The organism is Streptomyces sp. NPDC001904 (genome assembly GCF_040297005.1).
Lineage (GTDB): Bacteria > Actinomycetota > Actinomycetes > Streptomycetales > Streptomycetaceae > Streptomyces.
Genome location: NZ_JBEOYI010000005.1, coordinates 161016 through 175539, shown reverse-complemented (window position 1 = coordinate 175539; position 14524 = coordinate 161016). Strand labels below are relative to the sequence as shown.

The window sequence follows — 14524 nt, the reverse complement described above, 5'->3', positions numbered from 1 at the left end:
CCCCATGACCTCCGGAGCCGAGGAGCGGTCCGATGACTGGCACCACGAAAGGCACGAAGAGTTCGAGAGCCGTACGGGGCCCGAGCGGCCGGACGCTGCGCGCGGCGGCCGTCGCGGGATGCGTCGCCCTCGCCCTGAGCGCCTGCGGCAGCACGAAGGACGACGCGGCGGGCTCCAGCGGCTCGGGCGGCGACGGCACCGGCAAGGTCGGTGTCGTCCTGCCGCTGCTGACCTCGCCGTTCTGGCAGTCGTACAACGACTACGTGCCGAAGATGGCGACGTCCGAGGGCGTGGACGCGCTGAAGACCGTCAACTCCAACAGCGACCCCTCGCAGCAGATCACCGACATCAACAACCAGCTCAACCAGGGCGTCAAGGGCCTCGTGGTCGCCCCGCTGGACAGCGCCGCCGTCGCCGCCGGGCTCGACCAGGCCGAACGCAAGGGCGTTCCCGTCGTCGCCGTGGACGTCGCGCCCGAGAAGGGCAAGGTCGCCATGGTGGTGCGCGCCGACAACGTCGCGTACGGCGAGAAGGCCTGCGACTACCTCGGCGGGCAGGTGACGTCCGGCAAGGTCGTGCAGATCATGGGCGACCTCGCGTCGGTCAACGGCCGCGACCGGTCCAAGGCGTTCCGCGACTGCGTGAAGAAGAAGTACCCGAAGCTGAAGGTCCTGGAGATCCCGGCCAAGTGGGAGTCGGACACCGCCGCCTCCAAGCTGGACACCCTCCTCAACGCCAACCCCGACATCAAGGGCATCTACCTGCAGGCGGGCGGCGTCTACCTCGCGCCGACCCTGCAGACCCTCAAGTCCAAGGGCCTGCTGAAGAAGGCGGGCACGGCCGGGCACATCGCGATCGTCTCCAACGACGGCATCCCGCAGGAGTTCGACGCCATCCGCAAGGGCCAGATCGACGCGACCGTCTCCCAGCCCGCCGACGCGTACGCCAAGTACGGCATGTACTACATCAAGGCGGCGATGAAGGGGAAGACGTTCAAGCCCGGGCCGACCGATCACCACTCCACGATCGTCGAGCTGCCCAGCGGCATCCTGGAGGACCAGCTGCCCGCCCCGCTGGTCACCAAGAAGAACGTCGACGACCCCGAGCTGTGGGGAAACACGGTCAAATGACGTCTCCCACAGCACCGTTGGTCGAGGCCGACGGCATCGCCAAACGGTACGGGCCCACGGTCGCCCTCGCCGACGGCCGGCTGACCGTGCGCGCCGGCGAGTCCCATGCGCTGGTCGGCCGCAACGGCGCCGGCAAGTCCACCCTCGTCACCATCCTGACGGGACTTCAGGCACCCGACGCGGGAACCCTGTTGTTCGACGGCGAGCCCGCGCCGCCGCTTGGCGACCGGGCGGCCTGGCGCGCCAAGGTGGCCTGTGTCTACCAGAAACCGACCGTCGTCCCCGAACTGACCGTCGCCGAGAACCTCTTCATCAACCGGCAGCCCGAGGCCCGCCACGGATTCTTCAGCTGGAAGAAGCTGCGCACGGAGGCCGACCGGCTGCTGCGCACCTGGGACATCCACGTCGACCCCGACGCCCGCACCGCCGACCTCAAGGTCGAGGACCGCCAAATGGTGGAGATAGCACGGGCGTTGAGCGGAGGCGCCCGGTTCATCGTCCTCGACGAGCCGACCGCACAGCTCGACAACAAGGAGATCGAGCGCCTCTTCGCCCGGATGCGCGCACTCCAGGACTCCGGCGTCACCTTCCTGTTCATCTCCCACCACCTGCAAGAGGTCTACGAGGTCTGCCAGACGGTCACCGTGCTGCGCGACGCCCGCTGGATCACCACCGCGCCCGTCGCCGAACTGCCGCGCCCCGCGCTGGTGGAGGCCATGGCGGGGGAGGCGATCGCGGAACAGGCGGCCGCCGCGGCGGAGGCGGTCGCCGAACAGAACGCAGTGGACGCTCCCGTGGTCCTCTCCGTCACGGGACTCACCTCGGACACCTACGCCGACATCGACCTGACCGTGCGCCGCGGCGAGGTCGTCGGCCTCGCCGGATCCAGCGGCAGCGGCAAGATCGCGCTCGCCGAATCCCTGACCGGACTGCACACCCCCACCTCCGGCACGGCCCGGATCGACGGCGCGGAGCTGCCGTTCGGCGACGTCCCGGCAGCGCTCCGCGCCGGAGTCGGATGCGTCCCCCGCGACCGGCACGACCAGGGCCTGGTCACCGGGATGACCATCGGCGACAACGCCACGCTCTCCGTCCTCGGACGACTCGGCCGGTACGGATTCGTGGGCACGGACCGCCGCCGGGCCGTCGCCCGGGACCTGATCGACCGCCTCGACATCCACACCGAGGGCCCCGACCAACCTGTCTCCGACCTGTCCGGCGGCAACGCGCAGAAGGTCGTCATGGCCCGCGCCCTCGCCTCCGACCCCCACCTCCTCGTCCTCATCAACCCCACCGCGGGCGTCGACGTGAAGTCCAAGGAATCCCTGCTGCGCCGGGTCGACAGCGCCCGCGACGACGGCACCGCCGTGCTCGTGGTCTCCGACGAGCTGGACGACCTGCGCCGCTGCGACCGGGTGCTCGTGCTCTTCCACGGGCGCCTCGTCGCCGAGCACGCCGCTGGCTGGTCGGACCACGAACTCATCGCCTCCATCGAGGGGGTGGACCGTGACTGACCTCGAGAAGGAGCCCATCGTGACCGGCACCACGGCCCCGGCGACGGACATCCCCGCCCGCCCCGGAGCCCGCACCCCCAAGGGCGTCCTGCTGCGCCGCGCCCGCGAACTCGCCCTCGTACCCGCCCTGGTGCTGATGCTCGTCCTCGGGGCGGTGCTGAACGACGCCTTCTTCACCGAGGCGAACCTCATCTCGATCCTGAGCGCCTCGGCCGCCATGTCGATGGTGGTGCTCGCCGAGTCCCTCGTCCTGATCAGCGGGAAGTTCGACCTCTCCCTGGAATCCGTCGTCGGCATCGCGCCCGCGGTCGGCGCGCTGCTGCTCCTGCCCGTGGCGCAGTCCGGCTTCGGCACCGAGTTCCCCGCCTGGCTGGCGATCCTCGCGATCCTCGTCGTCGGCGCGGCCATCGGCGCCTTCAACGGCGTCCTGGTGGTGAAGCTCAGGCTCAACGCCTTCATCGTCACCCTCGCCATGCTCATCATCATGCGCGGCCTGCTGGTCGGGGCCACGAAGGGCAAGACCCTCTTCGGGCTGCCCGACGCGTTCTTCGCCCTGGCCACCACCACATTCCTGAAGATCCCCCTGTCGGTCTGGGTCGCCGGCGCCTGCTACCTCGTGGCCGGACTGCTCCTCAAGTACCACCGCTGGGGCCGCGCCCTGTACGCCATCGGCGGCAACCGGGAGGCCGCCCGCGCGGCCGGCATCCGGGTCGACCGCGTGATGCTCGGCGTCTTCGTGCTCGCCGGGGTGCTGGCCTCCGTCGGCGGCATCATGCAGACCGGCTACGTCGGAGCCATCGGCGCCAACCAGGGCAACAACTGGATCTTCACCGTGTTCGCCGCGGCCGTGATCGGCGGCATCAGCCTCGACGGCGGCAAGGGATCCCTCCTCGGCGCGCTCACCGGCATCCTGCTGCTCGGCGTCGTCAAGAACATGCTGACCATGGCGCAGGTGCAGTCCTTCTGGATCGACGCCATCTACGGCGGAATCATCCTGCTCGCGCTGATCATCGCCCGTCTCACGTCCGGCAGAGCCCAGGACTGATCCCCGCCCCCGCCCCGAAAGGCAACACGTGCCCCCGACCACCGACGGTGTCACCCGAGTCACCGCGCTCGAAACCTTCGACATCCGCTTCCCGACCTCCCGGGAACTGGACGGCTCCGACGCCATGAACCCCGACCCCGACTACTCCGCCGCCTACGTCGTGCTGCGCACCGACGCCGCCGACGGACACGAGGGGCACGGCTTCACGTTCACCATCGGTCGCGGCAACGACGTCCAGGTCGCCGCCATCCGCAGCCTGCGCCACCACGTCGTCGGCCGCCCGGTCGACGAGCTGTGCGCCGACCCGGGCAGCCTCAACCGCGACCTGATCGGCGACAGCCAACTGCGCTGGCTCGGACCCGAGAAGGGCGTGATGCACATGGCGATCGGCGCCGTCGTCAACGCGGTGTGGGACCTCGCGGCCAAGCGCGCCGAGAAACCGCTGTGGCGGCTGCTCGCCGACGCCGAACCCGAATGGCTGGTCTCCCAGGTCGACTTCCGCTACATCGCCGACGCCCTCACCCCCGAGCGGGCCCTGGAACTGCTCCGGTCGGGCCGCGCGGGCGCCGACGGGCGCACGGCGGACCTGCTGGCCCGCGGTTACCCCGGCTACACCACGTCCCCCGGCTGGCTCGGCTACAGCGACGACAAGCTCGGCCGGCTCGCCCGGGAGGCCGTCGCCGAGGGCTTCACCCAGATCAAGCTGAAGGTCGGCGCCGACCTCGACGACGACATCCGCCGCTGCCGCACCGCACGCCGGGCCATCGGCCCGGACATCCGGATGGCCATCGACGCCAACCAGCGCTGGAACGTCGGCGAGGCCATCGAATGGACGCGCGCGCTCGCCGAGTTCGACCCGTACTGGGTGGAGGAACCCACCAGCCCCGACGACGTCCTCGGGCACGCCGCCATCCGCCGGGCCGTCGGCCGGGTCAAGGTCGCCACCGGCGAACACGTCCAGAACCGCATCGTCTTCAAGCAGCTCCTCCAGGCCGGCGCCCTCGACATCCTGCAGATCGACGCCGCCCGCGTCGGCGGTGTCAACGAGAACCTGGCGATCCTGCTGCTCGCCGCCGAGTTCGGCGTCCCCGTCTGCCCGCACGCGGGCGGCGTCGGCCTGTGCGAACTCGTCCAGCACCTGTCGATGTTCGACTACGTCGCCCTGTCCGGCACCACCGAGGACCGCGTCATCGAGTACGTCGACCATCTCCACGACCACTTCGTCGACCCGGTGGTCATGGCCGGCGGCCACTACACGGCGCCCGCCGCACCCGGCTTCTCCGCCACCATGCGGGCCGAGTCCATCGCCGAATTCACCTTCCCGGACGGCGCGTTCTGGGTGCGCGACCGCGCCGGGCAGCACGATCCCCACACGAACGGAGCCGCAGCATGAGCGACACCCTCAAGGACTTCGACGGCCTCAAGGCCCTCGTCACCGGCGGCGCCTCCGGCCTCGGCCGCGCCACCGCCGAACTCCTCACCGCGCGCGGCGCCACCGTCGCCGTCCTCGACCGGGACATCACCACCGTCGACAAGCCGCTGCGCGGATACGCCGCCGACGTCACCGACGACGAGACCGTGCGGGCCGCCGTCGCCGCCGCCGTCACCGACCTCGGCGGCCTCGACATCCTCGTCAACAACGCGGGCATCGGCGCCCAGGGCACCGTGGCCGACAACGAGGACGCCGAATGGCACCGCGTCCTGGACGTCAACGTCATCGGCATGGTCCGCGTCACCCGTGCCGCGCTGCCCGCGCTGCGCGCCTCCGGCCACGCGGCCGTCGTCAACACCTGCTCCATCGCGGCCACCGCGGGCCTGCCGCAGCGCGCCCTGTACTCCGCATCCAAGGGCGCGGTCCAGTCCCTCACCCTCGCCATGGCCGCCGACCACATACGCGAGGGCATCCGCGTCAACTGCGTCAACCCGGGCACCGCCGACACCCCGTGGATCGGCCGCCTCCTCGACCGGGCCGACGACCCGACCGCCGAACGCGCCGCCCTCGAAGCCCGCCAGCCCACCGGCCGCCTCGTCTCCGCCGACGAGGTCGCGGGCGCCGTCGCCTACCTCGCGAGCCCCCTCTCCGGCGCCACCACCGGCACCGCCCTCGCCGTCGACGGCGGCATGCAGGGACTGCGGCTGCGCCCCGCGGGACAGTGACCCCGATGCGCACCCGCACCCTGGGCCGCACCCGCGTACCCGTCACCGCACTCGGCTTCGGTGCCGCGGCGATCGGCAACCTCTACACCCCGGTCGTCGACGACGAGGCGCACGCCGCGCTCGAAGCCGCCTGGGACGCCGGCATCCGCTACTTCGACACCGCGCCGCACTACGGCCTCGGCGTCTCCGAGCGCCGCGTCGGCGCGTTCCTGCGCACCCGGCCCGCCGCCGAATACACCCTGTCCACGAAGGCCGGCCGGATCCTGGAGCCCGCCGACGACGCGGGCGCCGGGGGAGACGACAGCGCCGACGGCTTCGCGACGCCCGCCGCCCACCGCCGCGTCTGGGACTTCAGCGCGGCGGGCGTGCGGCGCTCCCTGGAGGACAGCCTGGAGCGGCTCGGCCTCGACCGGGTCGACGTGGTCTACCTCCACGACCCGGACGACCACGCCGAGCAGGCCTTCGGCGAGGCCTACCCGGAGCTGGAACGGATGCGCGCCGAAGGCCTGGTCGACGCCATCGGCGCGGGCATGAACCAGGCCGGAATGCTCACCCGGTTCGTCCGGGACACCGACGTCGACGTGGTGCTCTGCGCGGGCCGCTACAGCCTCCTCGACCAGCGGGCCCTGCACGCGCTGCTGCCCGCGGCCGCCGAACGCGGGGTGTCCGTCGTCGTCGGCGGCGTCTTCAACTCGGGCCTGCTCGCCGACCCGGGACAGGGCGCCACCTTCGACTACGACATCGCCCCGGCCGACCTGGTGGAGCGCGCCCTGGCCTGGCAGGCCCTCGCCCGGCGCCACGGCACCACCCTGAGGGCCGCGGCCCTCGCCTTCCCGTACGGGCACGAAGCCGTCACCGGCGTCCTCGTCGGCACCCGCTCCGCCGCCGAAGTCCACGACACCGCACGGCAGTTCGCCTCTTCGGTGCCCGCGGACCTCTGGCGGGAGGCCCGTGCGGAGAAGCTGCTGCCCGCCGACGTCCCGACCCCCACAGCCCCCGGAGAGGAACAGCCCGCGTGAGAGTCGCCCTGCACACCAAGGTCCGCGCCGACCGCGTCGCGGAGTACGAGGCCGCCCACCGCGAGGTCCCCGCCGAGCTCGTCGCCGCGATCCGCGCGGCGGGCGCCGAACGGTGGACGATCTGGCGCAGCGGCACCGACCTCTTCCACGTCCTGGAGTGCGCGGACTACTCCCGGCTGCTCGCCGAACTCGACCGGCTGCCGGTGAACATCGCCTGGCAGGCCCGCATGGACGAGCTCCTCGACGTCGTCCACGACTACTCCGCGGAGGGCGCGGACGCCGGCCTGCCGGTGGTCTGGGAGCTGCCGTGACCGCGATCGTCGACGCCCACCACCACGTGTGGGACCTCTCCGTACGGGACCAGGACTGGATCACCGGCCCGGAACTCGCGCCGATCCGCCGCGACTTCACCCTCGAAGAGCTTCTGCCCCAGGCACGCGCGGCCGGGGTGACGGCGACCGTCCTCGTGCAGACGGTTCCGGTGGCCGAGGAGACCCCCGAGTTCCTGGCGCTCGCCGCGGACAGCCCCCTCGTCGCCGCCGTGGTCGGCTGGACCGACCTCACCCGGCCCGACATCGCCGACGAACTCGCCCGGCTGCGCCGACTCCCGGGCGGGCAGCACCTGGTGGGGATCCGCCACCCCGTCCAGGGGGAGCCGGACCCCGGCTGGCTGATCCGGCCCGACGTGCGGCGCGGCCTGACCGCGGTCGCCGACGCCGGACTCGTCTACGACCTCCTCGTGCACGCGCACCAGCTGCCCGCCTGCGTGAAGGCGGCCGCCGACCACCCCGAACTCACCTTCGTCCTCGACCACCTGGGCAAGCCGGAGATCGCGGCCGGACGGCTCGACCCGTGGCGCACCGACCTGCGCGCGCTCGCCGAGCTGCCGAACACCGTCTGCAAACTCTCCGGCATGGTCACCGAGGCCGACCCGGCCACCTGGACCGTCGACACCCTCCGCCCGTACGCCGACGCGGTGCTCGACGCCTTCGGACCCGAACGCGTCCTGTTCGGGTCCGACTGGCCGGTGTGCACCCTCGCAGCCACGTACCGACAAGTGGTCGACGCCGCAGTGGCGTTGGTGGGCGCCCGCGACGAGGACGTGTTCGCGCGCACCGCCGAGCGGATCTATCTCGACCGCGTCGGCGGCAGGAACTCCCGCACGTAGGTCCGCTCCCACCAGGCCCCCGACGCCCGCCGCTCGCCCCGGGTCGTGTACCGGTAGCGGAACAGCCGCGCCCTCACGTACACGGGCGGCGCGTCGGGGAACGGGCAGTGCCGCAGCAGCCGCAGCGTGTCTGGGTCGCCCGCGAGGAGCCGCTCCACGAACGGCCCGAACCAGGAACGGGCGTACGCGGGCGACAGCGCGGCGAACCACATCATCCAGTCCAGCCGCAGATGGTACGGGGCGAACTGCCGCGGCATCCGGCGCGGATCACCCGGCTTGCCCTTGAACCCGTAGGCCCGCCAGTCGGACGCGGGCCCCGGCTCCGGGTCCGCCGTGCCCTCCACCACGATCTCCTGCCGGACCCGTCCGACGGTGCCGAACGCCCCGTACGTGTTCACCAGGTGGAGCGAGTCGTACGAACGGTTCATGGACTGGCGCCGCGAGAGCAGATTGCGCACCGGGCGGACGCTCAGCACGGCGACCACGCAGCACAGCGCCAGGACGACGACCTCGTACCAGAGCGGGGGACCGGACGGCTCCGGCGGGATCCGCAGGGAGAACGGGGGCAGCGAGAGATCGAGGACGGGAACCGCCAGCACCACCGTCAGCCAGTTCAGCCAGGCGAAGTTCCCCGACAGGATCAGCCAGAACTGGGTGACGATCATCAGCGCGGCCGCGCCGGACGCCACCGGCTGCGGCGCGAACAGCAGGAACGGCACGACGAGCTGGGTGACGTGGTTCGCCGCCGCCTCCACCCGGTGCAGCGGCCGTGGCAGGTGGTGGAAGAACCAGCTCAGCGGGCCCGGCATCGGCTGCGTCTCGTGATGGAAGTACAGACAGGTCAGCCGCCGCCAGCAGGCGTCCCCGCGCAGCTTGATCAGCCCCGCCCCGAACTCCAGCCGGAACAGCACCCAGCGCAGCAGGAACAGCACCAGGACCGGCGGCGCGACCTCGTCGTTGCCGAGGAAGACCGCCAGGAAACCGACCTCCAGGAGCAGCGACTCCCAGCCGAAGCCGTACCAGACCTGCCCGACGTTCACGATCGACAGATACAGCGCCCAGGGCACCAGCCACAGCGCCATCGCGCCCCACAGCGGCAGCAGCCCGTCCGCCCCCGCCAGCAGCGCCGCCGCGACGGCCGCGCCGCTCCACGCGCACCCGGCGAAGAACCGGTCCGAGAAGTGCAGCCGGAACAGCGTCGGCGCCCGCCGCCACGGCACCCGGTCCAGGAACCGCGGCACCGGCAGCATCCCGCGCTCCCCGATCAGCGCCCGGAACTGGAACGCCGCCCCGGCGAACGCCACGAGGTACAGCGCCGCCAGACCGCGCTGGAGGACCAGGCGGCCCAGCCAGGCGGAATCGGACGCCGAGAACCAGTCCACGCCCTCAGTGTGGGCCCGGGCCCCCGCGAAGGTCACGACTTGCGGCTCCCGCGCGCCGGGCCCAGAGATGGAGGGACACATCGCTGGTGCACAGGTGGGAGAGGCGCGTGCGCGCACGGATCAGGACCAGAACCTACGTCACGGCCCTCGGCATATCGGCGGCCCTGCTGCTCGCCGGATGCTCCGGGGACGGAGGGAAGAACACGGCCGACGGGAAGGGCGAGCTGTTCCTCCAGCCGGTCGCCGCCCAGGGCCCCGACCCCTTCACCGACTCCACCGCCACCTCGGACGCGAGCAGCCCGCCCGTCACCCGAACGCCGCAACCCTCGCCGACCGGCACCCCCTCGGCCGCCCAGCAGGGCGCCCGCGAGATCTCCGGCGCCACCCCCGGCCTCTACGGCGGCACCCACGCGCTCGGCAGCTGCGACGTCGAGAAGCAGGTCCGCTTCCTCATCGCCGACCAGGCCAAGGCCGGCGCCTTCGCCGACGCCTCCGGGATCTCCCGCGCCGACGTCCCCGGCTTCCTGCGCGGGCTCACCCCCGTCGTGCTGCGCGCCGACACCCGGGTCACCAACCACGGCTACCGCGACGGCCGCGCCACCACGTTCCAGTCGGTGCTCCAGTCCGGCACCGCCGTCATGGTCGACGGACGCGGCACGCCGCGCGTGCGCTGCGCCTGCGGCAACCCGCTCAAGCAGCCCGTCGCCCTCAACGGCAGCCCGAGCCGCCAGGGCCAGGCGTGGAACGGCTACGAGCCGACCCGGGTCGTCGTCGTGACCCCGGCCCCGACGGTCATCGAGAACATCACGATCGTGAACGTCGTGAACAACACCTGGATCGAGCGGAAGATCGGCGACGACGGCCACAAGGACCACGTGGTCCCGCCGCCGGCCCCCACCCGCACACCGACCCTGACCCCGAGCACGAGCCCGAGCGACAGCGCGAGCGGCACCCCGACGCCGAGCACCACGTCACCGAGCGCGAGCGACTCGACGTCCGAGAGCGCCACCGACACCGGCACGCCGAGCGAGACCACCTCCAGCACCGCCTGCCCCACGGTCACCGCGACCGACAGCAGCGGCAACCCGTCCCCGTCCCCCTGGCCGTCCGGCTGCCCGACGCCGACCCCGGCGTCCTCGGAACCCAGCAGCTCCGGCACCGACGTGTCCCCGGACGACTCCGGCGACGTACCCACCAGTGACACCCCGAGCTTCGACGAGCCGTCCGACACCGGCGGGGACACGACGGGCACCGGCGCGACGGACGAGGACACCGGCCCCGACACGGTCCCCGACAGCCCCGATCAGTCCGACGGCGGCGGCCTGGTCCCGGACGCCTCGGACGGCGTCTCCCCGTGACCGGGCGCAGACGTGCGGCCCCCCGGACCTGCGCATAGCGTGGCGTTATGGACGCGGACAGCGGGGGCGGCGAGGAGCCAGGGAGTTCCCCGGGCGGGGAGCTCCCTGGGGACGACTCGCCGCACGGATTCCTGGAGGCCTACGGGCGCGGTCTGCGCATGGGCAGCTTCGAGTGGGACCTCGTCGGCGGCCTGATGCACATGGACGGCAACGCCCACGACGTGTTCGACCTGCTGCCGCAGGAGTACGACGGACACCCCGAGAGCCTCGGGACGCGCGTCCCCACCGCGGACGCGGGACGCCTCGACGCGATCGTCTCGCGGGCCCTGAAGAACGGCGACGAGAACTACGGCGCCTACTTCCGCATCCGCACCCGCGACGGCGAACTGCGCTGGACCCACACCCGCGGCTACATCCGCCGCGACGAGGACGGCCGCCCGCGCCGTATCGTCGGCGTCGTCCGCGACGCCACCGACGAGCTGAACGACGCCACCGTCCAGCACGAGCGCGCCGCCCGCGCGGCCGCCCGGCAGCGCGAGACCAGCGTCGTGCAGAACACCACCGCCGCCCTCGCGCACGCCCGGACCGTCCGAGACGTCATCGACGTGCTGCGCGAGACCCACGGCATCGAGCACCTGGGCGCCACCAGCTTCGTCATGGGCCTGGTGCGCGCGGGCCGCATCCATCTCGTCGCCGAGGGCCCGCGCGGCAGCTTCGTGCCCGGCACCCACGTCACCCGCATCGACGACCCGTACCCGATGAGCGAGGTCGTGCGCACCCTCGCCCCCCGGTTCATCGAGTCCCCGGAGGACTTCGAGGTCTCGTACCCGGCGCTGTGGCCGCACATCACCCACCTCGGGATCCGCTCCGCCGCCTATCTGCCGCTCATCGCCCAGGCCCGGCCCATCGGCGTCGTGGGCCTGCTCTACCACGACCGCAAGGGCTTCTCCGAGTCCGAGCGCAACGTCCTCGTCGCCCTCGGCAGCAGCATCGCGCAGAGCCTCCAGCGCGCCATGTTCTACGAGCAGGAGAAGGACCTCGCCCAGGGGCTCCAGCAGGCCATGCTGCCCCGCACCATCCCCAACGTGCCCGGCGCCGACATCGCCGTCCGCTACCGCTCCGCGTCCCTCGGCCGGGACATCGGCGGCGACTGGTACGACGTCATACCCCTGCCCGGCGGCCGGGTCGGCGCCGTCATCGGAGACGTCCAGGGGCACGACACGCACGCCGCCGCCGTCATGGGACAACTGCGCATCGTGCTGCGCGCGTACGCCGCCGAGGGCCACACCCCCGCGACCGTCATGGCCCGCGCCTCCGTCTTCCTCCACGAACTCGACACCGAACGCTTCGCGACCTGCCTGTACGCCGAGACCGACCTGTCCACCGGCGTCGTGCAGTTCGTGCGCGCCGGCCACCTCGACCCGCTGCTGCGCCGCACCGACGGCATGTGCCGCAAGGTGCCCGTCGAGGGCGGCCTCCCGCTCGGCCTGTCCGCCGAGTTCGGGCGGCTCGAATACCCGGTCACGACCGTCGAACTCGACCCGGGCGAAATGCTGCTGCTGTGCACCGACGGCCTCGTCGAACAGCCCGGCACCGACCTCGACGACGGGATGCAGGCGCTCTCCACGCTCGTCGGCAACGGCCCCGCGGACATCGACCGGCTCGCCGACCGGCTCTGCGGCTCCGTCGACGAACGGGGCGGGGACGACGACGTGGCGCTCCTGCTGCTGCGCCGCCGCGGCGCGGGCGCGGCCCGCAGCGGCGGCCGGCTCACCGAACACGTGCCGCCCGGCGACCCCGAGGCCCTCACCGCGGCCCGGCACATGATCCGCGCCGCCGTGCGCGCCTGGGGAGCGGCCGAGCGCGCCGACGAGATCGAACTCGTCGCCGACGAACTCGTCACCAACGCCCTCATGCACACCGAAGGCGCCGCCATCGTCACCCTGCGCGTCCTGACCGGCACCGACCGGCGGCTCCGGGTCGACGTCGAGGACACCTCCAGCGCCCTGCCCCGCCGCCGCGAAGCGGGCGAGGACGGCGTCTCCGGGCGCGGACTGCTCCTCGTCGACCGGCTCGCCGACGTGTGGGGCGTGGAGGCGCGCGGCGGCGGCAAATGCGTGTGGTGCGAGTTCGTGGTGCGCGCCCGCGGCTGACAGTCCGTCTGTGACAGAAGGAGGAACCCCATGCCGGAACTGCCCGAGGTCGAGGCGCTGAAGGACTTCCTCGCCGACCATCTGGTGGGCCACGAGATCGTGCGCGTGCTGCCCGTCGCGATCAGCGTCCTGAAGACCTACGACCCCGCGCCCACCGCCCTCGAAGGCCGCACGGTCACCGCCGTCGCCCGGCACGGCAAGTTCCTCGACATCGACGCCGACGGACTGCACCTCGTCACCCACCTGGCCCGGGCGGGCTGGCTGCAGTGGAAGGACCGGCTCCCCGACGGCCCGCCGAAACCCGGCAAGGGCCCCCTGGCGCTGCGCGTCGCCCTCGAGACGGGCGAGGGCTTCGACCTCACCGAGGCCGGCACCACCAAGAAACTCGCGGTGTACGTCGTCCACGACCCCGGCGACGTCCCGGGCGTCGCCCGCCTCGGCCCCGACCCGCTCGCCGACACCTTCGACGAGCGGGCCTTCGCCGCGCTGCTCGACGGCGAACGGCGCCAGATCAAAGGGGCGTTGAGGGACCAGAAGCTGATCGCGGGCGTGGGCAACGCCTACAGTGACGAAGTCCTGCACGCGGCCCGCATGTCCCCCTTCAAGCTCGCCGCGACCCTCACCCCCGACGACGTGCACACCCTCTACGAGGCGCTGCGCACCACCCTGACCGAGGCCGTGGAACGCTCGCGCGGGGTCGCCGCGGGCCGCCTCAAGGCCGAGAAGAAGAGCGGCCTGCGCGTGCACGGCCGCACCGGCGAACCGTGCCCCGTGTGCGGCGACACCATCCGTGAAGTCAGCTTCAGCGACAGCTCGTTGCAGTACTGCCCGACCTGCCAGACGGGCGGAAAGCCGCTGGCCGACCGCAGGATGTCCCGGCTGCTGAAGTGAGCGTCACGGCGACGGCACGGGCACCGGCAGGGACAGCAGCCGCCCGCCACCGGCCGACCGCACCTCGAACCGCGCGATGGCGTCCGGCCGTTCGGCGGCCCCGCCCGTCACCGTCACCCGGTCCGGGCCGGCGCCGCCGTGCACCGACCAGCTCGCCACCGTCTGCTCCGTCCCGTCCCGCCCGACCGCGACCAGCCGGCACACCCGCGGCCCGCCCGGATCCCGTACCTCCAGGTCGACCCGGCTGCCCCAGCCGCGCCCGTCCGCGGTGAGCCGGGCCGTCACCCCGGACGCCGAGTCGCGTCCGTGCAGCGCGAGCCCGTTCCCGCCCCCGGCCGGATGCCGCAGCACGGCGCCCGCCCCGGCCGCCGCCAGCAGCGCCAGCACGCCGACCGCCGCCCAGACGCGCCTGCGCCCGGCGCGGTGCAGCGCGCCGAGCCGGTCCACGGCCCGCTCGACGAGCGTCGGCGCGGCCCGCGCGCACCAGTCCACGCACGGCGGTGTCGCCCGCGCGTATATCGCCAACAGCCCTGTGGTGGGCGTCAGTTCACCGATGTACGCCGTGCAGGCGGCACAGCCCGCCAGATGGTCCTCGAAGCGGAACCGGTCCGCCGGGTCGAGAACCCCCAGGGCGTAGGCGCCCGCGTCACGATGCCGTTCCAGGGACCTCATGCGTTCCTCCCGCTCTCGACCACCGGTACGCACGG

General features: G+C 72.7%; 13 protein-coding genes. 11 read left to right on the top strand and 2 right to left on the bottom strand.

The genetic code is table 11. The annotated features are described in order from the left end of the window. Positions 1 to 32 precede the first annotated feature (32 nt). From ABT127_RS10165 to ABT127_RS10130, 8 genes are read left to right on the top strand one after another with little or no spacing between them, the layout of a single operon-like run. On the top strand, positions 33 to 1130 hold the full coding sequence (locus ABT127_RS10165; RefSeq protein WP_351446575.1) for a sugar ABC transporter substrate-binding protein: 1098 nt from the start codon (positions 33 to 35) through the stop codon (positions 1128 to 1130). Beyond that, positions 1127 to 2644, top strand: coding sequence for a sugar ABC transporter ATP-binding protein (locus ABT127_RS10160; protein ID WP_351446572.1), 1518 nt, complete (start codon positions 1127 to 1129; stop codon positions 2642 to 2644). Before ABT127_RS10165 ends, ABT127_RS10160 begins: the two co-directional genes overlap by 4 nt. 19 nt (positions 2645 to 2663) lie before the next feature. Further along, the gene (locus ABT127_RS10155; protein WP_502971682.1) at positions 2664 to 3689 is read left to right on the top strand and encodes an ABC transporter permease; all 1026 of its coding nucleotides are present in this window, start codon (positions 2664 to 2666) and stop codon (positions 3687 to 3689) included. A gap of 28 nt (positions 3690 to 3717) precedes the next feature. After that, positions 3718 to 5082, top strand: coding sequence for an L-fuconate dehydratase (locus tag ABT127_RS10150; RefSeq protein WP_351446569.1), 1365 nt, complete (start codon positions 3718 to 3720; stop codon positions 5080 to 5082). Further along, the gene (locus ABT127_RS10145; protein ID WP_351446566.1) at positions 5079 to 5846 is read left to right on the top strand and encodes an SDR family NAD(P)-dependent oxidoreductase; all 768 of its coding nucleotides are present in this window, start codon (positions 5079 to 5081) and stop codon (positions 5844 to 5846) included. The genes ABT127_RS10150 and ABT127_RS10145 overlap by 4 nt, the downstream gene beginning before the upstream one ends. 5 nt (positions 5847 to 5851) lie before the next feature. Continuing rightward, positions 5852 to 6865: an aldo/keto reductase gene (locus tag ABT127_RS10140; protein WP_351446564.1), complete on the top strand. Its 1014-nt coding sequence runs from the start codon at positions 5852 to 5854 to the stop codon at positions 6863 to 6865. Continuing rightward, positions 6862 to 7176, top strand: coding sequence for an L-rhamnose mutarotase (locus tag ABT127_RS10135; RefSeq protein ID WP_351446562.1), 315 nt, complete (start codon positions 6862 to 6864; stop codon positions 7174 to 7176). Before ABT127_RS10140 ends, ABT127_RS10135 begins: the two co-directional genes overlap by 4 nt. Next, a complete protein-coding gene (locus ABT127_RS10130; protein WP_351446560.1) occupies positions 7173 to 8033 on the top strand; it encodes an amidohydrolase family protein in 861 nt (286 codons plus the stop codon). The genes ABT127_RS10135 and ABT127_RS10130 overlap by 4 nt, the downstream gene beginning before the upstream one ends. Here ABT127_RS10130 and ABT127_RS10125 read toward each other — a convergent pair. Further along, the gene (locus ABT127_RS10125; protein WP_351446558.1) at positions 7994 to 9415 is read right to left on the bottom strand and encodes a lipase maturation factor family protein; all 1422 of its coding nucleotides are present in this window, start codon (positions 9413 to 9415) and stop codon (positions 7994 to 7996) included. The genes ABT127_RS10130 and ABT127_RS10125 overlap by 40 nt on opposite strands. A 107-nt stretch (positions 9416 to 9522) precedes the next feature. Between ABT127_RS10125 and ABT127_RS10120 the strand changes: the two genes are divergently transcribed. The 3 genes from ABT127_RS10120 to ABT127_RS10110 are packed head-to-tail and all read left to right on the top strand — an operon-like array spanning position 9523 to position 13817. Continuing rightward, positions 9523 to 10773 (top strand): DUF6777 domain-containing protein, encoded by a 1251-nt coding sequence (locus tag ABT127_RS10120; protein ID WP_351446556.1) that lies wholly within the window; start codon positions 9523 to 9525, stop codon positions 10771 to 10773. A gap of 47 nt (positions 10774 to 10820) precedes the next feature. Next, positions 10821 to 12926, top strand: a complete 2106-nt coding sequence (locus ABT127_RS10115) for a SpoIIE family protein phosphatase (protein WP_351446554.1) — start codon at positions 10821 to 10823, stop codon at positions 12924 to 12926. A gap of 30 nt (positions 12927 to 12956) precedes the next feature. Then, positions 12957 to 13817: an Fpg/Nei family DNA glycosylase gene (locus tag ABT127_RS10110; protein WP_351446552.1), complete on the top strand. Its 861-nt coding sequence runs from the start codon at positions 12957 to 12959 to the stop codon at positions 13815 to 13817. Between the two features lie 3 nt (positions 13818 to 13820). Here the strand turns inward: ABT127_RS10110 and ABT127_RS10105 are convergent, their stop codons facing one another. Then, complete coding sequence (locus tag ABT127_RS10105; protein ID WP_351446550.1) at positions 13821 to 14489, bottom strand: anti-sigma factor family protein; 669 nt, start codon at positions 14487 to 14489, stop codon at positions 13821 to 13823. Positions 14490 to 14524 lie beyond the last annotated feature (35 nt).

What these genes read in the sequence shown, in the direction of transcription:
- ABT127_RS10165 (WP_351446575.1), top strand. Translation starts at nt 33, where the DNA reads ATGACTGGCACCACGAAAGGCACGAAGAGTTCGAGAGCCGTACGGGGC.
- ABT127_RS10160 (WP_351446572.1), top strand. Translation starts at nt 1,127, where the DNA reads ATGACGTCTCCCACAGCACCGTTGGTCGAGGCCGACGGCATCGCCAAA.
- ABT127_RS10145 (WP_351446566.1), top strand. Translation starts at nt 5,079, where the DNA reads ATGAGCGACACCCTCAAGGACTTCGACGGCCTCAAGGCCCTCGTCACC.
- ABT127_RS10140 (WP_351446564.1), top strand. Translation starts at nt 5,852, where the DNA reads ATGCGCACCCGCACCCTGGGCCGCACCCGCGTACCCGTCACCGCACTC.
- ABT127_RS10115 (WP_351446554.1), top strand. Translation starts at nt 10,821, where the DNA reads ATGGACGCGGACAGCGGGGGCGGCGAGGAGCCAGGGAGTTCCCCGGGC.
- ABT127_RS10110 (WP_351446552.1), top strand. Translation starts at nt 12,957, where the DNA reads ATGCCGGAACTGCCCGAGGTCGAGGCGCTGAAGGACTTCCTCGCCGAC.
- ABT127_RS10105 (WP_351446550.1), bottom strand. Translation starts at nt 14,489, where the DNA reads ATGAGGTCCCTGGAACGGCATCGTGACGCGGGCGCCTACGCCCTGGGG.